Genomic DNA, 21,669 nt, shown 5'->3' on the forward strand with positions numbered 1-21,669 from the left:
GGCCCGTTGACCTGACCCGGGATGGTCAGCACGGTGATCCGGCCGTACGTCGCCGGGTCGGAGCTCGCGCTGATGTAGGCGGCCAGATAGTCGCGCTTGAACCTGTTCATCGCGCTCGTCAGCTGATAGGACGACGAATTATCGTTCTTCGCAATGTTTTTCGCGACGATGTAATAGGGCGGCTGATAGCTGCTGGCCGTCGGGTTCGGATCAAGCGGCACGTCCCAGAAATCCGACGTGGAGAAAAACGTCACCGGATCGTTGACGTGATACTTCGCCAGCAGCATCCGTTGCACCTTGAACAGGTCCTCGGGATAGCGCAGGTGTTCGGCCAGCTCGGGGCTGATGTCGCTCTTGGGCTTGACGGTGCCCGGGAACACCCGCATCCACGCCTTGAGCACCGGATCCTGTTCGTCTTGCTGATACAGGCTGACGGTGCCGTCGTAGGCGTCCACGGTCGCCTTCACCGAGTTGCGGATGTAGGAGACCCGCTTGTCGGGCGCCAGCCGGTTGAACGCCACTTCGTTGGAGTCCGCGGTCGCCGATTCCAGCGAGGTGAGTTCGGAATAGGGGTAGTTGTCCAGCGTGGTGTAGCCGTCGATGATCCACACCAGTCTCTTGTTGACGATCGCCGGATACACCGAACTGTCGGTGGTCAGCCACGGCGCCACCGCCTCCACCCGCCGCGCCGGGTCACGGTTGAACAGGATCTTGCTGTTCGAGCCGATCACATTGGAAAACAAGAAATTCCGCTCGGCGAACTTGGCGGCGAACACGCTGCGCGACAACCAGTCGCCGAGGTCGACGCCGCCGAGCCCGGTGTAGGTGTAGTTCTTGGTTTCGTTGCTGGTCTCGTAGTCGTATTCGCGGTCGGTGCCGTTGCGTCCGACGATCGCGTAGTCCGCCGACGTGTTGGAGATGACGGGGCCGTAGTAGACACGGGGCTGGTCGAGCGGCGCCGGGCCATCGGAGACCACGTTGCCGTTGGCGCCGACGACGTTGACCAGAAATTCGGGATATCCGCCGTTTTGGTTGGGGTCGTTGGCGATTCCGCGCACCGTGTTGGCCGGCGACGCGATGAACCCGTTGCCGTGGGTGTAGACCGAGTGCCGGTTGATCCAGTCACGCTGGTTGTCGATCAGCCGGTCGGGGTTGAGTTCGCGGGCCGCCACGACATAGTCACGCAACGACCCGTTGCGGTCCAGGTATCGGTCGATGGAGAGCTGGTCGGGGAAGTAGTAGAAGTTCTTGCCCTGCTGGAACTGGGTGAACGCCGGGCTGACGATGGTCGGGTCGAGCAGGCGGATGTTGGAGGTCGTCGCGCGGTCGTCGGCGACCTGCTGGGCGGTGGCCTGCGCGTCGCCGGTGTAGTTGCGATAGGTGACCACGTCGGCGGTCAGGCCGTAGGCCTGCCGCGTCGCGGCGATGCTGCGGCTGATGTATTCGCTTTCCTTTTGCGCGGCATTGGGTTTGACGCTGATCTGCTCGACGATCAACGGCCATCCGGCACCCACGATCAACGACGACAGCAGCAGCAGGACCAACCCGATCGCGGGAATCCTCAGGTCCCGCAGGACGACCGCGGAGAACACCGCGGCCGCGCAGATGAGCGCGATCGCCATGAGGATCAGCTTCGCCGGCAGCACGGCGTTGATGTCCGTGTAGCCGGCGCCGGTGAAGGGCTTACCACCGCGGGTGTGCGACAACAGCTCGTAGCGGTCCACCCAATAGGCGACCGCCTTGAGCAACACCAACAGCCCGACCAGGGTGACCAGCTGGATCCGCGCCGAACGGCTCAGCGCACCGGTGCGACCGGATAGCCGAATGCCGCCAAAGATGTAGTGAGCCAACAGGTTGGCCACGAAAGCCAGGAACACCGCCACAAACACGTAACTGAGCAGCAGCCGGTAGAACGGCAACTCGAACGCGTAGAAGCCGAGGTCCTTGCCGAACTGCGGGTCCTTCACGCCGAAGTCTCCGCCGTGCAAGAACAGTTGGATCCGCACCCAATAGCTCTGCGCGATGATGCCGGCCAGCAAGCCGATCGCCACCGGGACGCCGACGCTTACCAGGCGCAGCCGGGACAGGACCAGGGTGCGGTATCGCGCCACCGGATCGTTGTCGTTGCTCGGCACGAACACCGGTCGGGTGCGGTAGGCCACCGCAAGGCCGGCGAACACGATGCCACCCACCAGCAGGCCGGCGATCAGAAAGACCACGAACCGGGTGACGAGCACGGTGGAAAACACCGAGCGGTAGCCGAGCTCGCCGAACCACAGCCAGTCGACGTAGGCGTCGATCAGCCGCGGGCCCGCGAGCAGCAAAGCGATCACACCCAGTGCGATCAGGATCAGAATTCGGCTACGCCGGGTCAGCTTCGGCATTCTTGCGGTGGGCCGCATCCCCACTGGCTACGCTCCCTGATCGATTGCTAGACGGTGACAACTCTACGCATTGCGGCAACCGGCGATCCCACGCTCGTCTAGCAACTCGGCGGTTGACCGCCGGACGCCATCGCGTGCAGCGCGTCTACCGCCTGGCCGAGCGTCTCGACCTTGACCAACCGCAGCCCGGACGGATTGTCCGAACTGGCCTCGTAACAGTTCTTCGCCGGCACCAAGAACACCGTGGCCCCGGCCGCGTGCGCGGCGACCATCTTGTGGGTGATGCCGCCGATCTGGCCGACCTTGCCGTCGGCGGAAATGGTCCCGGTTCCCGCGATGAAGTTCGACCCCGCCAGGCTCCCGGTGGTCAACTTGTCGACCACGGCCAGGCTGAACATCAGGCCGGCCGAGGGCCCGCCCACATTGGCGAGGTTGAAGTCCACCACGAAAGGCGCCCACGGCGCGTCGAGCACCGCGACGCCAAGATAGCCGTAGTCACGGTCCTTGTTGGCGCCCAGCGTGATCTGCGCGACGCCGGCGGGCTCGTTCTTGCGGCGGTAGTCGATCGTCACGGTTTGGCCGGGTTTGGTGTTCTTCAGCAGCCCGGTGAACGCGCCGACGGTGGCGACCGGGGTGCCGTTGACCGCGTCGATCGCGTCGCCGGCCTTCAGCTTGCCCGCCGAGGGACCGGGCCCGGGGACCTTCGCCACCGTGACGGCCGGCGGGTACTTCAGGTACCCCAGGGCGGCGTACTCGGCGCTGTCCTCGGATTGTCTGAAGTCCGCGTTGTTGGCCTTGTCGACCTCGTCGCGCGACTTGCCGGGCGGGTAGATGAGATCGCGCGGCACCAGCTGCTCCTGGTCCGAAAGCCAGAGCGTCAGCGCCTCACCCAGCGTCAGATCGTCGCGCTGGGACACCGTCGTCATGTTCAAGTGGCCGGTGGTGGGATGCGTCAGCGTGCCCTGGATCGCCACCACCTGCTTGCCGTCGACCTCGCCGAGCGTGTCGAAGGTGGGACCCGGACCCAGTGACACGAACGGCACCGTCACCACCGCCAGCAACACGCCGAAGACCACGATCGGCACCAGCGCGACCATCAAGGTCAGGATGCGCCTGTTCACGCCGAATACACTAGACGGGGCTCGCGGCCCGATATTCAGCTGCAAGGTTCGGCCACGAGGTTCAGCTACAAGCTGACGCGGCGTCGCGCGCCTTTCCGATCCCACGGTGAGTACCGTTGGGGTTATGGCTGACCTGCCGTTCGGCTTCTCTCATGGGGAGGACCCGGACAAACACGGGAAAAAAGATCCCGATTCGGGCTCGAACCCGTCCGACCCGTTCGCCGCGTTCGGCATGAGCGGTGACTTCGGCATGGGCGACTTGGGGCAGATCTTCACCCAGCTGGGTCAGATGTTCAGCAGCGCGGGCACTGTCGGCGCCGGCGGAACGAGTTCGGGCCCGGTCAATTACGAATTGGCGCGGCGAGTCGCATCGAATTCGATCGGGTTCGTGGCGCCGGTCCCGGCCACGACGACCTCGGCGATCGCCGACGCGGTACATCTGGCCGAAACCTGGCTGGACGGAGCGACGGCGCTGCCCGCGGGCACCACCAAGGCGGTGGGTTGGACCCCCGCCGACTGGGTCGACAACACGTTGGAGACGTGGAAGCGGCTGTGTGACCCGATGGCCCAACAGATCTCGACGGTGTGGGCGGCGTCGCTACCCGAAGAGGCCAAGAGCATGGCCGGCCCGCTGCTGCAGATGATGTCGCAGATGGGCGGCATGGCGTTCGGCTCGCAGCTCGGGCAGGCGCTGGGCCGGTTATCACGCGAGGTGCTGACCTCGACCGACATCGGTTTACCGTTGGGGCCCAAGGGAATTGCGGCGATCATGCCCGACGCCGTCGAATCGTTCACCACCGGACTCGAGCGGCCGCGCAGCGAGATCCTGACCTTCCTGGCCGCGCGCGAGGCCGCCCACCACCGGCTGTTCAGCCACGTCCCCTGGCTGTCGAGCCAGCTGCTGGGCGCGGTCGAGGCCTACGCGATGGGCATGCAGATCGACATGTCCGGAATCGAGGAGCTGGCCCGCGACTTCAATCCGGCGTCGCTGTCGGATCCGGCGGCGATCGAAAACCTGTTGGGACAGGGCGTATTCGAGCCCAAAGCCACACCGGCACAGACGCAGGCGCTGGAACGGCTGGAGACGCTGCTCGCCCTGATCGAAGGGTGGGTGCAGGTGGTGGTGGCCGCCGCCCTGGGCGACCGGATTCCGGGCGCGGCCGCACTCGCCGAGACGCTGCGCCGCCGCCGCGCCAGCGGCGGCCCGGCCGAGCAGACCTTCGCGACGCTGGTGGGACTCGAGCTGCGGCCGCGCAAGATGCGTGAGGCCGCCGCGTTCTGGGAGCGCCTGACGCAGGCCGCCGGGGTCGACGCCCGCGACGGCATCTGGCAACACCCCGACCTGCTGCCCGGCGCCGAGGACCTCGACGAGCCGGCGGGTTTCATCGACCGGATCATCGGCGGTGACACCAGCGGCATCGATGAGGCGATCGCCAAACTCGAGCGCGAGGGCCCGGACGGTCCCGGCGCCGCGGGACCCGGTTCCGCCGGCGGTCCTGTGGACAGCTGAGCGAGGCCATCGCCTTCGCCGTGACACAGTGGCGCGGTGACTCAGCCCCGCCAGGCCGTGCAGTCCACCTATGCGCTGGATCCGGCGATGCCGGTATTGCTGCGACCCGACGGCGCGGTCCAGGTCGGCTGGGATCCCCGCCGCGCGGTGCTGGTGCGCCCCCCGAGCGGCTTGCCCGCCGCCGAGCTGGCCACGCTGTTGCGGTCCCTGTGGTCACCGACCCCGCTGCCCGAGCTGCAGCGCCGGGCGCTCGACCGCGGCTTGACCGATGCCGACGGCCTGGGAGACCTGATCGCGCAATTGGTCGGCGCCGGGGTGGCGACCGAATGCGGGCGATCGCGCGGCCGGGCCCCCTCGGTGCGCGTCCACGGGCGCGGGCCGCTCACCGAGCTGCTGGTGGAGTCGTTGCGCTGCTCGGGCGCGCGGATAGCGCACAGCAGCCAGCCACACGCCGCGGTGTCGGCCGGCGACGTCGATCTGGTGGTGTTGTCGGACTACCTGGTCGCCGACCCGCGCATGGTGCGCGATCTGCATGAGCAGGGCGTCGCGCATCTGCTGGTTCGGGTGCGTGACGGCATCGGGCTGGTGGGTCCGCTGGTGATTCCCGGCGTGACCAGCTGCCTGGTATGTGCGGACCTGCATCGCAGGGACCGCGACGCGGCGTGGCCGGCGATCTGTGCGCAGCTGCGGGAAACCGTCGGAGTCGCCGACCGGGCCACCGTCCTGGCGACCGCGGCGCTGGCGCTTTCTCAGGTGAACCGGGTGATCGCGGCCGTGCGCGGGCAGGACGCGCCGTCCGATCCGGAGGCGCCCCAGACGCTGAACGCGACCCTGGAATTCGATCTGCACGCCGGCGCGATCGTCGCTAGGCAGTGGGACAAGCACCCGTTGTGCGCCTGCTGACGCGGACGCGCCCGGCGCGCCCGCCGACCTGCGCCGACGGAATGTGACAACGAGCGTTGTCGACTTCTCTCCACATCGCGCAGGCCATCATGGATGATGGGTACGTGGCAGACATCAAACGAGGCCGGGCCGCGCGGAACGCGAAGCTGGCCAGCATCCCGGTCGGATTCGCCGGCCGGGCAGCGCTCGGATTCGGTAAACGGCTGACCGGTAAGTCCAGGGACGAGGTCCAGGCCGAGCTTCTGGAAAAGGCAGCCCACCAGTTGTTCACCGTCCTGGGTGAGCTCAAGGGCGGCGCGATGAAGGTGGGCCAGGCCCTGTCGGTGCTGGAGGCCGCGATTCCCGAGGAGTTCGGCGAGCCGTACCGCGAAGCGTTGACCAAGCTGCAAAAGGACGCCCCGCCGCTGCCCGCCGCCAAGGTGCACCGGGTGCTCGACGCCCAACTGGGCACCAAGTGGCGTGAGCGGTTTACTTCGTTCGACGACACCCCGGTGGCCTCGGCCAGCATCGGCCAGGTGCACAAGGGGGTGTGGGCCGACGGCCGTGAGGTGGCGGTCAAGATCCAGTACCCCGGCGCCGACGAGGCACTGCGGGCCGACCTCAAAACCATGCAGCGGTTGGTCGGGGTGTTCAAACAACTCGCCCCGGGCGCCGACATCCAAGGCGTGGTCGACGAGTTGATCTCGCGCACCGAGATGGAACTGGACTATCGGCTGGAGGCCGAGAACCAGCGCGCCTTCGCCAAGGCGTATCAGGACCACCCGCACTTCGCGGTGCCGCGCATCGTGGCCAGCGCACCGAAAGTGGTGATTCAGGAGTGGATGCAAGGCATCCCGTTGGCCGAGATCATCCGCCACGGCACCACCGAACAGCGTGACCTGGCCGGCACCCGGCTCCTCGAGCTCACCTTCGACGCGCCGCGCCGCTTGGAAATGCTGCACGGCGACGCGCACCCGGGCAACTTCATGCTGCTTCCCGACGACCGCATGGGCGTGATCGACTTCGGCGCCGTCGCGCCACTGCCCGGCGGCTTGCCGATCGAGCTCGGGATGAGCATCCGGCTGGCCCGCGACAAGAACTACGACCTGCTGTTGCCGACGATGGAAAAGGCCGGGTTCATCCAGAAGGGCCAGCAGGTGTCGGTGCGCGACATCGACGACATGCTGCGCCAGTACGTCGAACCGGTCGAGGTCGAGGTCTTCCACTACACCCGCAAGTGGCTGCAGAAGATGTCCGCCATCGAGATCGATCGGTCCGTGTCGCAGATCCGGACGGCCCGGCAGATGGACCTGCCGCCCAAGCTGGTGATCCCGATGCGGGTGATCATGTCGGTCGCCGCGATCCTGTGTCAGCTGGATGCCCACGTGCCGATCAAGGCCCTGTCCGAAGAGCTGGTGCCCGGGTTCGCCGAACCCGACAACGCGGTCGTCTAGTTCGCCCGGTCGTCACGTTCACGAGAGTGCAACTACCGACACCCGTACTCGGGAAATGTGTCGGCAGTTGCAGTTTCGCGCCCTAGGCGGCCGCTCCCTCTAGGCGGCCGCCTTGCGGGGACGTCCGCGGGGTCGTTTGAAGCTCAGGACTGAGCCGCGGTCGAAGATTTCGCCACCCCACACGCCCCAGGGCTCGGCCCTGTCTAGCGCGGCCGCCAGGCACTGGCGGCGCACCGGGCAATCGATGCACAGCGACTTGGCACGCTCGAGATCGGCCGGGGTATCGGCGAACCAGAGATCGGGATCGCCGACATGACACGGCAGGGCCGGTCTGGGGGCTGGTCTGGGGATTGCCGGTGCCGACATGTCCTACCACCTGCTTCCTGGTCTGGGTTGCTGTCCTTGGCAGTGATCCGGACCAGGTCGAAAGGTTGCCGACCCCACAACTATGGCCACGGATCCTTGACTTCGGGTCCGTGGCCGTCTGGGGTGAAAACCGGGGCTAGCGCTTACGTTGCCTTCGGTGGGCCCCCGACTCCTGCGGACGCGTCGGTCGCGGCGGCGGCGCGATGCTTACGCGCGGCCGCCGACACGGCGGCGTGTGCGGCATGGGGCGTTTCCGCGGACGGCACAGGGCGGGTCGCGCGGGCCACGCCCACACCGAACGCGTCGTTGATCATCGCGACCACCCTCCTTCCCTCATGCCGGCTTCCGTACTGCCGAGTCGCGGTATCGAGGGTAAACGGTCACCGCCGCCGACCACAACCGATTTTGTGACCTGCGGGTTTAACCGGTCAACGAGCGCGAACCAGCTCCAGCACGTCGGCGCCGTACTGTTCCAGCTTGCGCGCGCCGATTCCGGGAATCGCGATCAGCGCCGCTTCATCGTCAGGCCGCAACTCGGCGATGGCGATCAGCGTGTTGTCGGTGAAGACGACGTAGGCGGGCACCTTCTGTTCCTTGGCGACGTCCAACCGCCAAGCCTTGAGCCGCAGTAACAGGTCCTCGTCGATGTCGGCCGCACACGTCTCGCAGCGGCGCAGCATGACGGCCGCAGGGGTGGTCAGGTTGTTGTTGCAGATCCGGCAACGGGTCGGGGTTCCCCGGTTGCGCCGAGATTTGCTCGGCCCCGGCTCGGCCCGCGCCTGGGGTGCGATGCCATTGAGGAACCGCGATGGTTTGCGACCCTGGCGCCCACCCGGGCTGCGGGCCAACGCCCAGCTCAATGCCAAATGCGTTCGGGCCCTGGTGATTCCGACGTAAAGCAGTCTGCGCTCCTCCTCGACTGCTTCGCTCTCGGCGCCGTGCGCCAGCGCGTGCGAGATGGGCAGCGTGCCATCGGCCAGGCCGACCAAAAAAACGGCGTCCCACTCGAGTCCCTTGGCGGCGTGCAGCGACGCCAGCGCGACGCCTTGCACCACCGGGGGGTGCCGGGCATCGGCGCGCATCCGAAGCTCGGCCAGCAGTCCCGGGAATTCCAGTTGCGGGCGTTGCGCCACCTCGTCGTCCACCAGTTCGGCCAGTGCGCTCAAGGCCTCCCAACGCTCGCGGGCGCGGGTGCCGACCGGCTCCTCGGCCGTCAGCCCCAGCGGTTCCAGCACCGCGCGCACGACGTCGGGCAGCGGTCCTTCGGCACCGCGCGCAGTAGCCCGTTCAGAGGCACGCTGCAGCGCCAGCAGGGCCTGCTTGATCTCCTGGCGATTGAAAAATCCCTCGCCGCCGCGGATTTGGTAGGCGATGCCCGCCTCGGTCAACGCCTCCTCGTAGATCTCCGACTGCGCGTTGACCCGGTACAGCACCGCGATCTCCGACGGCGGCGTGCCGGCTTCGATCAGCCGCGCGATCGACGCGACGACGGCGGCGGCCTCGGCGGGTTCGTCGGCATGCTCGTGGAACGTGGGCGCGGGGCCCGGTGCGCGCTGGCCCACCAGGTGCAGCTTGCTGCCGGCGACCCGGCCGCGCGCCGCGGCGATCACCTGGTTGGCCAGCGACACCACCTGGGGGGTGGAACGGTAATCACGCTCCAGGCGCACGACCGTGGCGTCGGGGAAGCGGCGGGAGAAGTCGAGCAGGAACCGCGGCGATGCCCCGGTGAACGAGTAGATGGTCTGGTTGGCATCGCCCACCACCGTCAGGTCGTCGCGGTCGCCCAACCAGGCCGTCAGCACCCGCTGCTGCAACGGCGTGACGTCCTGGTATTCGTCGACCACGAAACAGCGGTAGCGGTCCCGGAACTCTTCGGCCACCGCCGGGTCGTTCTCGATCGCGGCCGCGGTGTGCAGCAGCAGATCGTCGAAATCGAGCAGGGTGACGTGTTCGCCGCGGGCCTTCAGGGCCTCGTAGGCGGCGTAGACGCCGGCGATCTGGGCGGCTTCCAGCGGGATGTCCCGCCCGGCGGCGGCCACCGCGGCCGGGTATTCCTCCGGACCGATCAGCGACGCTTTGGCCCACTCGATCTCGCCGGCCAGGTCGCGCACGTCGTCGGTGCTGGCATTGAGCCGGATCCGGCCGGCCGCGCGGGCCACGACGGCGAATTTGCTGTCCAACAGCTGCCAACCGGTGTCGCCGACCACCCGCGGCCAGAAGTACCGCAGCTGCCGGTGGGCCGCCGCGTGAAACGTGAGGGCCGAGACCGCGCCGACGGCCGGCCCCGCGCCCGCCGCGGCGTCGATCGTCCGCAACCTGGAGCGCATCTCCCCCGCCGCCCGCTGGGTGAACGTGACCGCCAGCACCTGACCGGCCGCGACATGCCCGCCGGCGACCAGCTGGGCGATCCGGTGAGTGATGGTGCGGGTCTTGCCTGTTCCGGCGCCCGCCAGCACGCAGACCGGGCCGCGCGGAGCCAGCACTGCCTCGCGCTGCTCGTCGTCCAGCCCGGCTGTCAGTGGTTCGGCGACCGTCGGCATGGCGTCCATCTTGGCTTCCCATACTGACAAGTCGCCGACGAACCTGATGCATCGCCACGCCCCAAACCGGAAGTGCTGGCGTGTCGCCCCGGCGAGTCGGCGCCCGTCCCCCTCGCCGCTTCGCGGCTGGGCGGTACCCCCAGCGCGGAATGCATCGTCGCCGGGCTACGTTATCGGGCTATGACCTCTGCCCCGCTCACCGTCTACACCACCTCCTGGTGTGGCTACTGCCATCGGCTCATGACCGTGCTCAAGTCCAACGGAATTGCGTACGAGGCGGTCGACATCGAGCACGACGCGGCGGCCGCTGACTTTGTCAGCTCGGTCAACGGCGGCAACAGGACAGTCCCCACGGTGAAGTTCGCCGACGGGTCGACGCTGACTAACCCGAGCGCCGCCCAGGTGAAGGCGAAGCTGGCCGAAGCCGGCAACTGAGTCCGGGGCGCGGCGCGCGAGTCAGTCGATCCCGGCCCAGGATTCGATGATCACGCGGGCGATCGAAATCGACCCGGGCAGTAGGAGTTTCGACTCCGCGGAAGTCGACCAGTCCCCGGCCGCCAGGGCCGCACGCACCTCGTCGCGGGTGAACCACGCCGCCTCGGCGATCTCGCCGTCGTTGAACGAGAACCCCTGCGCCGGGTCGCCGACGGCATGGAATCCGACCATCAGCGAGCGCGGGAACGGCCACGGCTGACTGCCCAGATAGCGCACGTCGCGCACGGTCAGCCCGATCTCCTCGCGGATCTCCCGAGCCACACACGCCTCGAAAGATTCACCGGCCTCGACGAATCCGGCCAGAAGCGAGAACATCCGCTCCGGCCACACCGTCTGGCGGGCCAGCACCGCGCGGTCGCCTCCGTCGTGGACCAGACAGATCACCGCCGGGTCGATGCGCGGAAACTCTTCGTGACCGGTGACCGGGTTGATGCGGGACCAGCCCGCCCGGGCCGGTCGTGTCGGTGAGCCGTCCACCGAGCTGAAACGAGCCTTCTCATGCCAATTCAGCAGGGCGACGGCCGACGACATCAGCTGGCCGCTGGCGTCGTCGAAGATCGGGCCGAGGCTACGCAGGTTCACCACCTCGGTGTGCACTTCGGGGTCCGCCGGGGCCTGCAGCGCGCCACGGATGGCCCACACATGGCGACCGTCCTCGAGGCGCCCCAGAAACACCGCTTCCGACGGTGGCTTGTCGCCCAGCTCCGCGGCCACACCCAGCACCACCCGGCCGTCGGCCACCAGCACCTGATTGCGTGAGTCCACCCGCAGCAGCGCCGCCTCGGCCCAGCCGGCGGCGGCCGCTTCGACATCGGTGCGCAGCTGATCGGCCCGGTCGGCGCCGACGCGCGACAGCAACGGGACGCTGCGCAGCTCAAAGTCTGCGATCGCCATCAGTGCCCCACGCTTCGGATGTAGAGCAACCGGTCGCTGGCCTCGACGGCGTCCACCTCCGGCGCATCGATGCGCCACAGGTGGCCGTCGCGCACCACGCCGAGCACGATGTCGCGCAAATGCCGGGGCGAACCGCCGACTTCGCTCTGCTCGACTTCCCGCTCGGCGATCGCCAGGCCCGCGTCCGGCGTCAGCAGGTCCTCGATCATCTCCACGACGCTGGGCGTCGTGGTGGCAAGCCCCAGGAGCCGGCCGGCGGTCGCCGAGGAGACCACCACCGAGTCCGCCCCCGACTGCTGCAGCAGGTGCTGATTTTCGGTCTCCCGGATCGAGGCGACGATCTTGGCGTTGGGCGCGATCTCGCGCGCCGTCAGCGTCGCCAGCACCGCGGTGTCGTCGCGGCTGGCAGCGATGATGATGGACGCGGCGTGTTGGGCCCCGGCCAGCCGCAGCACGTCGGCTTTGGTGGCGTCGCCGTGCACGGTGACCAGGCCCGCGCTCTCGGCGTGCTCGAGCGTGCTGCGATCCGTGTCGACGACGACGACCTCCGACTGCGTGGTTTCGTCACCGAGGATCGCGGCGACCGCCGTTTTGCCCTTGGTGCCGTAGCCGATCACGATGGTGTGGTTGCGCACTCTGCTCCTCCAACGCTGAATCTTCCACCCTTGGCGAGACCGCTCGGAAAGCACTTCCAGCGTGGTGCCCACCAGCACGGCCAGGAACGCGATCCGCAGCGCGGTGAAGATCAGGGTGTGCACCAGGCGCGCGGTTTCGGTGTACGGCGTGATGTCGCCGTAACCGGTGGTCGACAGCGAAACCGCGGAGAAATACACGCAGTCCAAAAATGTCAGCGGCTCGTTGCGCACGTCGCGGAAGCCGGCGCGGTCCACGTAGACGATGACGGCCGCACCGAACAGCACCACCAGGGCGATGGCCAGGCGACGGGTGATGACGCGGATGGGGCTCGCGTGCTCTTCGGGGATGCGCACCACGCGGATCAGCTGATGACCGCGCTGGGCGGTCAGCGCTTCATCCAGACCGCTCAGCTTTCGCGACCTACCGTTGCCCACGGCGGCCCGTCGTCGGCTTGACTTCTGCGCACGAGACACGCACGCGTCTTATGTAACCACGGGCACAGCCTCCCCAATACTTGGGCGGCGCGGGTCACCCGGGGCGCCGCCGGGATCGATCAGCAACCCGGCGACCTCGGCGGCGCTCGGCAATTCATCGGGGACCACCGTGGTGCGGGCGCGCACGTAGTAGAAGGCGGTGCGCACCGTAGATTCCGGGACCCCGGCCAACGCCGCCCAGGCCATGCGGTACACCGCGAGCTGGACGGCGGCCTGGCGCAGCGCCTCCGGGCCGTGCGGCGGTTCACCGGTCTTCCAGTCCACCACGGTGGCGCCGCCGTCGGGATCGACGAACACCGCGTCGATGCGGCCGCGGACCAGGGTGTCACCGATCGGCATCTCGAACGGCACCTCGACGGCGACGGGAGTTCTTGCGGCCCAGGGCGATTCGGCGAAGGAGGCCTGCAGCGCGGCCAATTCGGCGGTGTCGCCGACGTCGGAGTCCGCCGCCCCGGGCAAATCAGCGAGATCAAACAGGCATTCGGCGCCATAGAATTTCTGGACCCAGGCGTGAAAAACATTGCCCAGCAACGCATGCGGATCCGGCCGCGACGGCAGCCGATGCCTCAATCGCTGCGCCGCACCCGCCGGGTCGCGCGCCAGGCCGACCAGGGAGCTGACCGACAGCTGGCCGGGCAGCTCCCCGGTCGGTAGCTCGGTCGACCGCGCACGTTCGGCCAGTAACGCGTCGACGTCGGCGGCCCAGCCGTCGATGTCGGCGCACGGCGCGCCGGGCTCAGCCGCCAGCGCCTGGCTCACGAGCACCGCGCCGCGCTCGACATCGCGGCGCCGCACCGCCAGCGGGTCGGCGGGCCACACCGCTTCGACAACGTTGTCGCGTAGCGGGTTTCGTTCGCCGTCGGCGGGTGTCGGCGCCCAGTGCTCCACGGTCCCGCAGGGGTCGCCGGCCGCGCTCGAGCCGTCGATGACGTCCTTGATCTCCACCAGGAAATCCGACGGGCCACGCGGTTTGATCCCGGTGGCTCCCCAGTGGTGCCCGGAGACCAGCAGGGTGTCCTCGGCGCGGGTGATGGCGACGTACAGCAATCGGCGCTCCTCATCGACGCGGCGCTGGTCGAGCTGGCGGCGATGCTCGGAGATCTTGTCCGACAGTTGCTTTCGGTTGGTGACGTCCGAGGTGTCGAGCACCGGGATGCCCAGCGCGCCCGCGGCGGCGCGGTCGCCGCGGAGCAGTGGTGGCAGCTCCGCGGCGTCGGTGAGCCAGGTGCTCTTGGACGCCGTCGACGGAAACGTCCCGCCCGACAGGTGCGCGACCGCCACCACCTGCCATTCCAGCCCCTTCGCGGAGTGCACGGTGAGCACTTGAACGCGGTCGTGTGCGACGGCCAATGGGGCCGGCGCCAAACCGTTCTCGATCGTCTCGGCGACATCCAGAAACGCCAGCAGGCCGGCCACCGAGGTGGTCGCCGACGCGTCCAGCGGCGTGGTCGCGCCGTCAGCGCGTTCGGCGTAACCGGCGACGACGTCCGCGAACGCGTCCAGATGCTCGGTGCCGGCCCAGCCCGCTTCCACCCCCGCCGCGGCGCGGACTTCGCAATCGACGCCCAGCACGCGTCGCACCTCGGCCACCAGCTCCGCAAGGGGATGGCCGAGGTGCGCGCGCAGGACGGCCAGTTCGGCGGCCAGCGCGGTGATGCGCTGATACCCCGCAGCCGAATACGAGCCGGCCGGACCCGGATCGGCGATCGCATCGGCCAGGCACACGGTGTCGGCGTCGACACGGGCGGGGTCGGCGGCGCTCGCGATCGACACGGCCGAGGTCGGCGCGCCGGCGGCCACGGCCCCGCCGAGCACACGCGCACGCTGCCACAGCGCGGCGATGTCGCGGGCGCCGAGGCGCCAGCGTGCACCGGTGAGCACCCGCATCGCCGCCGCACCGGCCGCCGGATCGGCGACCAACCGCAGCATGGCCACGACCTCGGCGACCTCGGGGACCGACAGCAGGCCGGCCAGCCCGACGACCTCGACGGGGACTCCGCGGGCGCGCAGCGCATCGGCGATGGGCGCGGCGTCGGCGTTGCGGCGCACCAGGACCGCGGCCGTCGGGGGGCTGACGCCGTCCGCCCGGGCCCGTTGGTAGTGGGTGGCGAGGTGGCGGGCGATCCACTCGCGTTCGGCCACCACGTCGGGCAGCAATGCACAGCGCACGCTGCCGGGCGGGGCGTCCGGACGGGGGCGCAGCGCGTGCACGGCCACCGATCGCCGACGCGCCTCGGCGGATACGGCGTTGGCCACCCGCAGGGCCCGCGGCGGATTGCGCCAGCTGGTCCGCAATTCCAGGACCGGCGCGGGCGTGCCGTCGGACCGCGGGAAGTCGGTGGTGAAGCGAGGCAGGTTGGTCGCCGAGGCCCCGCGCCAGCCGTAGATGGACTGGATGGGATCGCCGACGGCCGTCAGCGCCAGCCCGTCGTCGACCCCACCGCCGAACAGGGCCGACAGCGCGATGCGCTGGGCGTGCCCGGTGTCCTGGTACTCGTCGAGCAGCACCACCCGGTAGCGGCCGCGCAGGTCCTCGCCGACCTGCGGAAAACCCGCCGCCAGCCGCGCCGCGGACGCCATCTGCATCCCGAAATCCATCACCTTCGCGGCGTGCATGCGTTCGTTGAGCGCATCCAGCAGGGGCACCAGCTCCGCACGCTCGGTCTGGGTGCCCAGCAGCCGCAGCAGCCATTGGCTGGGGCCGCGCTCCCGCTGATAGGGGCCCGCGGGCAGGGCATGGACGAGCCGCTCCAGCTCCACGTGGGTATCGCGCAACTGCCCGGTGTCGACGAGGTGTTCGGCCAGCTGCCCCCACAGCCGCAGCACCATGGAGGTGACGGCGGCCGGGTTCTTGTCGGTGTGCAGCTCGCCGCGGTACCCGTTCACCACGTCGAAAGCCAGTTGCCACAACTCGGTTTCGCTGAGCAACCGGGTGTCGGGTTCGACGGGCAGCAACAGGCCGTAGTCACGCAGCAGCGAGCCCGCGAACGCGTGGTAGGTGCTGATCACCGGGGCGCCTTCGGGCTCGGCGGCCGCGCCGCCGACGGGGCCGGTGCCGCCCAGGCCGACGCCGGCCAAGCGGGCCAGCCGGGACCGGACCCGGCGCAGCAGCTGGCCGGCAGCCTTGCGGGTGAACGTCAATCCGAGCACCTGGGAGGGGTCGGCGTAGCCGTTGGCGATCAGCCACACCACCCGTGCGGCCATGGTCTCGGTCTTACCGGCACCGGCCCCCGCGATGACGACCAGCGGCCCCGGCGGCGCGGCGATGACCGCGGACTGCTCCTCGGTGGGCGGGAAAAGCCCCAGGGTGCAGGCCAATTCGTTCGGGCTGTAGCGCGCGTTCATCGGGCCGACCCGTCGGTGTGCGCCGGGCAGCACGGCCGGATGGGGCAGTGCGTGCAACCGTCGTTGCGCCGCGCGACGAACTGCGGGCCGGCCGTCGCGTCCGCCGCTCGCCGGATGACCTCTCGCCATTCGTCGCCGGCGCCCGCTGTCAGCGGGTCCTGTTCCCGTTCGACCGCTCCCGCCGCCCCGGTCTTGCCGACGTAAACCAGCCGCGCGCCACCGGGTTCCAGCGTGTCGCCCGCAGCGGCCACCAGGCCTTCGGCCACGGCCAGCTGATACATCGCCAGCTGGGCGTGTTGTTGGGCGTCGTCCTTGCTGACCGGGGACCTGCCGGTTTTGACGTCGACGATCACCAGCCGGCCGGCGGCATCGCGCTCCAGCCGGTCCACCCGGCCGCGCAACCGAACCTGCCCCCCGTCCCCGGTTTCCAGCGTTCCGTCGATCTCGACCTCGACGCCGGCCTCGGTCAGCGCGCCCCGGGTCCGCGCTCGCCACTCGATGAACGCCTCGAGCATCGCGCGGTGGCGGGCCAGCTCGTTGTCCGAATGCCATTGCGCGACAAAGGGCAGGTGCTTCCAGGCCCGCTCCAGCTCGGCCAGCAGTTCCGCGTCGCTTCGGTGCGGTTCGGCGATCAGTGCGTGCACCACCGAACCGAGGGTTGAGCGCAGATCGCGCGGGTTGGTTCCGCCGTGCCGTTCGGCAAGCCAGCGCAGCGGGCAGTCGGCCAGTGTCTGCATGGTCGACGGGGTCAGCGTGACGACGTCGCCGCCTGCCCGCAGCGGTTCGCCGGTGCTGACCGGGGTCAGGCCGTGCCAACCGGCCGGGTCGGCGCCGGGCACCCCGGCTTTGGCCAACCGGGCCAATTGCGTTGCCGCGCAATCGCGGGCGAGCTCATCCACCGCACCGTCAGACGCGCACGCCACGGCGCGCAGCCGGCCCACCAGCGCGGCCGCCGACAGCACTCGCGGCGCCGAAACGGGCTGCAGCGGAGCATTTTCGACGTCCGCATCGGCCCACTGCGCGATGTCGAAGAAGAATGTCGATGGCAACGTGGCCGCGTGGTCCGCCCCGCCGGCGTCGCTGTCCACGGCCGTCACCAGCAACCGCCGCCGGGCGCGGCCCATCGCCGCCACCAGTAACCTGCGCTCCTCGGCCACCAGCGGCGCCCGCAGCGAGGCGTCCGCGGTGACCCCGTCCAGCTCGTCGAGCAGCCGCTGGGTGCCGAGCACACCGCCCCGCGGAACGGTGTTGGGCCACAACCCATCCTGCAATCCGGCGAGGACCACGAAATCCCATTCATGTCCCAGCGCGGCATGCGCACTGAGCACCCTGACCTGCTCGGCCGCGGCCACCGGCTCGGGGTTGGCGCTCGGCAGCTGCAGCGCGGCGATGTGTTCGACCAGCCCGCGCAACGACGCACCCGAGGTGCGCGACACGTAGTCGTCGGTGATGTCGAACAGTGCGGTCACCGACTCGAGGTCCCGGCTGGCCTGGGCGGCGGGAGGGCCACCGCGCTCACTGACCGACAGCCAGCGGCGCTGCAGCCCGGACCGGTGCCAGGCGGCCCACAGCGTGTAGCGCGGGTCTTGACCGCCGCGGTGACAGCGCGCGGCCGCGTCCAGCACCGCACGGACCTTGCGCAACGAACGAAACTGCGGACCCGGCGGCGGCGGCGCGGCACCGGACAGCGCCTCGACCAACAGCTCTGCGAAATCACCCGGCGGGCGATCGGGGTTGGCGCGCTGCAGCTTTCGGCGCAGCTGGCGCAGCGAAACCGGGTCGACGCGACCGATGGGACCGGTCAGTAGCGCCAGCGCCTGCCGCCCGTCCAGCCCGTCTGCGGCGGCCAGCAGCACGGTCAGCAGCGCGCGCACCGCCGGCTCCTCGGACAGCGGCCCGGTGGCGGCGGCCGCCGCTACCGGCACCCCGGCGGCCGCCAGCGCACGCGGCAATCGCGCGCCGGCCCGCGGCACCGACCGGACGACGACCGCCATCTGTGACCAGGGCACGCCGTCGACCAGGTGCGCGCGTCGCAGCGCGTCGGCGATCGTCGCCGCCTCGGCGTGCGCCGACGAGGCGAGCCGCACCGTGACGGACCCCTCCCCCGCCCCGGCGCCGTCGATCCGGCGGCCTGGGCTGCCGCCCGGCAACCGGCCGGCGATGCCGCTGACGGCGCGGGCCACCGCGGGAGCGCAGCGATGCGACGTCGTCAACGTCACCGCCGGGGCATCACCGTTGAGCAGCCCGGCGGGTTCGCCGCCCCGGAAGCCGAACACCGCCTGATTCGGGTCCCCGGCGACCAGCGCCAGGTCGGCGCCCGCCGCGAGCACGCGAACCAGGCGGGCCGCCTGCGGGTCGAGCTGTTGGGCGTCGTCGACCAGCAAAACCCGGATCCGGGCCCGTTCGCCCGCCAGCAGCTCGGGATCGACGGCGAAAGCCTCCAGCGCCGCGCCCACCAATTCGGCGGCGCCCAGGGCGGGGGCCGTCGCCTCCGGCGCGGCCATGCCGACCGCCGCACGCAGCAACATCACCTGCTCGTACTGGCGCGCGAATTGCCCAGCGGCCGTCCATTCCGGCCGGCGGCAACGACGACCCAGCCGCTCCAATTCCTGCGGGTCGACACCGCGCTCGGCGCAGCGGGCCAACAGGTTTCGCAGTTCGGTGGCGAACCCCGCGGTGCTCAGCGCCGGCCGCAGCTGCGCGGGCCATGCCGTCGCCGAGCAGGGCCCGTCATCAAGATCCCCGGCCAGCAGTTCCCGGATGATGGCGTCCTGTTCGGCACTGGTCACCAACCGCGGGGGCGCATCGCCGGCACGCTCGGCGGCGCGCCGCAAGACCGCGTAGGCGTACCCGTGCACCGTTCGCACCAACGGTTCGCTGACGGCGACCCGGCCCGGGCCGGCGGATCGCGATCGCAGCAGCGCCGTCGTCAACGCGCTGCGCTCGGCCATCCCGAGCCGACCGGAACCGGTAAGCAACAGAACCGATTCCGGACTCATGCCGGCGTCAAGCTGGGCGACCGCGGCGTCGATCAGCAGGCTGCTCTTCCCGGTGCCGGGGCCACCGAGCACGCGAACGACCCCGCGCGCACCGGGCGCCAGCAGGGCGCTCGCGCCGGCCTCCCAGGTGTATGCCATGGCTGCATGCAATCACCAGGGTGTGACAAGTCGGCCCGGGCCAGCACCGACCCCGACCCTTACCCTGGATGTCGGAGCAGCGCGAACAATGGTCTCGACGAATGGAAGGAGGGTTAGATCATGACGGACGACCAACAAGGCTTGCCCATCGACGAGGCGCCCGAAGGCGACGCGGTGGAGCAACTGCGGCCCGCCGATTCCGACGACGAGGCCGGCCTGGACATCGATTACGTGAGCGCCGGCGATCGGGAAGCCGACGAAGCCGATGTGATCGAGCAGGCCTATGTCGTCTCCGCGGAGGACGATCGGGACGACGGCCGCTGAGGGCCGCCCGCGACCCGCGATCGTGACAGCTGGCACCATCGACGGGTGACCGCTGAGTTGTACGTGCACCGCTACGGTCCGTCCGGTCCGGTGCGGATCTTAGCGCTGCACGGGTTGACCGGCCACGGACAGCGCTGGCAGCAGCTGTCCGGCCTGCTGCCCGAGATTGGCCTGGCCGCACCGGATCTGCTCGGGCACGGCCGGTCGTCGTGGGCGGCGCCGTGGACCATCGACGCCAACATCTCGGCGCTGGCCGCCCTGCTCGACGACCAGGCCGACACGCCGGTGGTGGTGGTCGGCCACTCGTTTGGCGCTGGCCTGGCCATGCACCTGGCCGCGGTGCGCCCGAACCAGGTGGCGGGGCTGCTGCTGCTGGATCCGGCGATCGGGTTGGACGGCGCGTGGATGCGCGACATCGCCGAGGCGATGTTGTCCTCGCCCGACTATCCGGACGCCGAGGAAGCGCGCATGGAAAAGGTGCACGGCTCGTGGTCGGATGTCGAGCCCGCGCTGCTGGACGCCGAGCTCGACGAGCATCTGATCACGCTGCCCACCGGGCGTTACGGCTGGCGCATCAGCCTGCCGGCGATGATGTCGTACTGGAGCGAGCTGGCCCGCGACGCCGTGCTGCCCCCGGCGAAAACGGCGACGATCCTGGTGCGCGCCAAGCGGACATCGCCGCCCTATGTCAGCGACGAACTCGTCGCGGGACTTCGGGAGCGGCTGGGGTCGTGTTTCCGGCTGCTGGATTTCGACTGCAACCACATGGTGCCCTACGCCAAGCCCGAGGAAGTCGCCGCGTTGGCCCGCGAGCTACTGGAAGCCCGCTGACCGTGGCGCCGGTGACCGACGATCAGGTGGAGCGGGTGCGTGCGCTGGTCGCCGCCATCCCGCCCGGCAGGGTAGCCACCTACGGCGACATCGCCTCCGTCGCAGGACTTTCCAGCCCGCGCGTCGTCGGCTGGATCATGCGGACCGATTCCTCGGACCTGCCGTGGCACCGCGTGATCACCGCCTCCGGGCGCCCGGCGCGACATCTGAGGACCCGGCAGCTGGAGCTGCTGCGCGCCGAAGGCGTCCTTGCCGACGACGGCCGAGTCGCGCTGGGCGAGGTTCGTTACGAATTCCCGGCCGGGGGCGCCACGCGGCGGAGCTAGAGCACCAACCGGACGAGCGCCGCGGTGCGGGCCAGGCCGGGGAACGCCTCGGCGGTGGACCGCGGGTGCAGCGCGTGGACCGCCAGACGAAACATCAACGCCCGCAACAACATCTGTGGCCATTCCGGCAGGGCGTTCCACCGCTCGATGAGTCCGTCGTCAGCCTCCCCCCAGGACAACGCGTCGATGACGACGACGCCGGCCGCCCACGATGCGGGCCGCCAGTACGGGGTGATGTCGGTGATGCCCGGCGCGGCGGTACCCACGAAAAGCACTGTGCCGTAAAGATCCCCGTGGACCAGCTGGTTGGGGCTCTTGGTCGGCTTGCGCAACGTGGCGAGCTGGTTGAGCAGCTCCACCGATCGCTCGGCGTCCGCGCTCGCGGGGGCCACCCGCGCGCCGGGCGGCACCGGGGCCAGCGGCCGTTCCTCCCACGCCGCACGGTCGGCGGCGATGAAGATGTCGACGTCACCCCAGGGCGCCGTGGGCCCCTGGGTCAGAAAGCGGGGACGGTCCAGTTTGCCCGTCGCCTCGTGCAGGCGCACCGCCGCCGAGACGACCTCGTCGTGGCGGGGTTCCGGCGTCCCGGCGACGAAGGTGTCTGCCCGCCACCCGGAAACGACGTATCGCCCGTCGGTGGAACGGACCGGACGCGCCAGCCGAACGCCGTCGACGAACAACGTCTCGCGCACCCGGGCGGACCAGGCCGCGCGGGCGTTGTCGGCCACCAGCGACAGGACGACTTCGCCGCATCGCCAGCCGCCCTCCCAGCTGGCGCCGAGATAAACGGGTTTGACGCCGGCCAAGCCGAACGCCGACAGCACGTGGTCCGGCGGTGGCTCGACTGTCACACCGGTACTCTAAACGAGTACAACAGCGGCGACCGCAAGCGCGGCGCAGCCGGGCGCGGCGGGTCGCCGCCAGACCCAT

At 69.8% G+C, this 21,669-nt stretch carries 16 protein-coding genes; 7 read left to right on the forward strand and 9 right to left on the reverse strand.

Translation table 11 applies throughout. The annotated features are described in order from the left end of the window. Together Q0W90_RS05535 and Q0W90_RS05540 are read right to left on the reverse strand one after the other, a co-directional pair. Positions 1 to 2,408, reverse strand: a 2,408-nt coding sequence (locus tag Q0W90_RS05535) for a UPF0182 family protein (protein WP_297773528.1), incomplete at its 3' end; no start/stop codon positions are given. Positions 2,409 to 2,482: 74 nt separating this feature from the next. Beyond that, the gene (locus tag Q0W90_RS05540; RefSeq protein WP_297597072.1) at positions 2,483 to 3,505 is read right to left on the reverse strand and encodes a PDZ domain-containing protein; all 1,023 of its coding nucleotides are present in this window, start codon (positions 3,503 to 3,505) and stop codon (positions 2,483 to 2,485) included. Positions 3,506 to 3,611: 106 nt separating this feature from the next. Here Q0W90_RS05540 and Q0W90_RS05545 point away from each other — a divergent pair, with 106 nt between their 5' ends. The 3 genes from Q0W90_RS05545 to Q0W90_RS05555 all read left to right on the forward strand — a co-directional run bounded on the left by Q0W90_RS05545 (position 3,612) and on the right by Q0W90_RS05555 (position 7,351). After that, entirely contained in the window at positions 3,612 to 5,015 is a 1,404-nt protein-coding gene (locus Q0W90_RS05545) for a zinc-dependent metalloprotease (RefSeq protein ID WP_297597070.1), read from the forward strand. 87 nt (positions 5,016 to 5,102) lie between these two features. Continuing rightward, a complete protein-coding gene (locus Q0W90_RS05550) occupies positions 5,103 to 5,918 on the forward strand; it encodes a cyclodehydratase (protein ID WP_297597091.1) in 816 nt (271 codons plus the stop codon). A gap of 89 nt (positions 5,919 to 6,007) precedes the next feature. Next, positions 6,008 to 7,351 carry an AarF/UbiB family protein gene (locus Q0W90_RS05555; protein WP_297597068.1) on the forward strand — a complete coding sequence of 448 codons (1,344 nt, stop codon included), beginning with the start codon at positions 6,008 to 6,010 and terminating at the stop codon, positions 7,349 to 7,351. 99 nt (positions 7,352 to 7,450) lie between these two features. On the opposite strand, the gene Q0W90_RS05560 is transcribed toward Q0W90_RS05555, so the two are convergent. Together Q0W90_RS05560 and Q0W90_RS05565 are read right to left on the reverse strand one after the other, a co-directional pair. Next, positions 7,451 to 7,717: a WhiB family transcriptional regulator gene (locus Q0W90_RS05560; RefSeq protein ID WP_297773531.1), complete on the reverse strand. Its 267-nt coding sequence runs from the start codon at positions 7,715 to 7,717 to the stop codon at positions 7,451 to 7,453. Positions 7,718 to 8,145: 428 nt separating this feature from the next. Further along, on the reverse strand, positions 8,146 to 10,257 hold the full coding sequence (locus Q0W90_RS05565) for an ATP-dependent DNA helicase UvrD2 (protein ID WP_297597089.1): 2,112 nt from the start codon (positions 10,255 to 10,257) through the stop codon (positions 8,146 to 8,148). A gap of 180 nt (positions 10,258 to 10,437) precedes the next feature. On the opposite strand from Q0W90_RS05565, the gene mrx1 reads away from it, so the two are divergent. Then, a complete protein-coding gene (gene mrx1, locus Q0W90_RS05570; RefSeq protein WP_297597062.1) occupies positions 10,438 to 10,692 on the forward strand; it encodes a mycoredoxin Mrx1 in 255 nt (84 codons plus the stop codon). Between the two features lie 21 nt (positions 10,693 to 10,713). Here the strand turns inward: mrx1 and nudC are convergent, their stop codons facing one another. From nudC to Q0W90_RS05590, 4 genes are read right to left on the reverse strand one after another with little or no spacing between them, the layout of a single operon-like run. Further along, the gene (gene nudC / locus Q0W90_RS05575) at positions 10,714 to 11,646 is read right to left on the reverse strand and encodes an NAD(+) diphosphatase (RefSeq protein ID WP_297597060.1); all 933 of its coding nucleotides are present in this window, start codon (positions 11,644 to 11,646) and stop codon (positions 10,714 to 10,716) included. Next, positions 11,646 to 12,716, reverse strand: coding sequence for a TrkA family potassium uptake protein (locus tag Q0W90_RS05580; RefSeq protein ID WP_297597058.1), 1,071 nt, complete (start codon positions 12,714 to 12,716; stop codon positions 11,646 to 11,648). Before Q0W90_RS05580 ends, nudC begins: the two co-directional genes overlap by 1 nt. 48 nt (positions 12,717 to 12,764) lie before the next feature. Then, a complete protein-coding gene (locus Q0W90_RS05585) occupies positions 12,765 to 16,121 on the reverse strand; it encodes an ATP-dependent DNA helicase (RefSeq protein WP_297773533.1) in 3,357 nt (1,118 codons plus the stop codon). After that, positions 16,118 to 19,258 (reverse strand): ATP-dependent DNA helicase, encoded by a 3,141-nt coding sequence (locus tag Q0W90_RS05590; RefSeq protein WP_297773536.1) that lies wholly within the window; start codon positions 19,256 to 19,258, stop codon positions 16,118 to 16,120. Before Q0W90_RS05590 ends, Q0W90_RS05585 begins: the two co-directional genes overlap by 4 nt. A 120-nt stretch (positions 19,259 to 19,378) precedes the next feature. Between Q0W90_RS05590 and Q0W90_RS05595 the strand changes: the two genes are divergently transcribed. From Q0W90_RS05595 to Q0W90_RS05605, 3 genes are read left to right on the forward strand one after another with little or no spacing between them, the layout of a single operon-like run. Further along, positions 19,379 to 19,582: a hypothetical protein gene (locus tag Q0W90_RS05595; RefSeq protein ID WP_297773538.1), complete on the forward strand. Its 204-nt coding sequence runs from the start codon at positions 19,379 to 19,381 to the stop codon at positions 19,580 to 19,582. Positions 19,583 to 19,627: 45 nt separating this feature from the next. Continuing rightward, positions 19,628 to 20,413 carry an alpha/beta hydrolase gene (locus Q0W90_RS05600; protein ID WP_297598943.1) on the forward strand — a complete coding sequence of 262 codons (786 nt, stop codon included), beginning with the start codon at positions 19,628 to 19,630 and terminating at the stop codon, positions 20,411 to 20,413. 2 nt (positions 20,414 to 20,415) lie between these two features. Continuing rightward, a complete protein-coding gene (locus tag Q0W90_RS05605; protein WP_297598941.1) occupies positions 20,416 to 20,739 on the forward strand; it encodes an MGMT family protein in 324 nt (107 codons plus the stop codon). Here Q0W90_RS05605 and Q0W90_RS05610 read toward each other — a convergent pair. Then, positions 20,736 to 21,590: a TIGR02569 family protein gene (locus tag Q0W90_RS05610; RefSeq protein ID WP_297598939.1), complete on the reverse strand. Its 855-nt coding sequence runs from the start codon at positions 21,588 to 21,590 to the stop codon at positions 20,736 to 20,738. The two genes, Q0W90_RS05605 and Q0W90_RS05610, sit on opposite strands and share 4 nt — an antisense overlap. Positions 21,591 to 21,669: the final 79 nt, after the last annotated feature.

The sequence above is a fragment of the Mycobacterium sp. genome, assembly GCF_025933915.1.
Lineage (GTDB): Bacteria > Actinomycetota > Actinomycetes > Mycobacteriales > Mycobacteriaceae > Mycobacterium.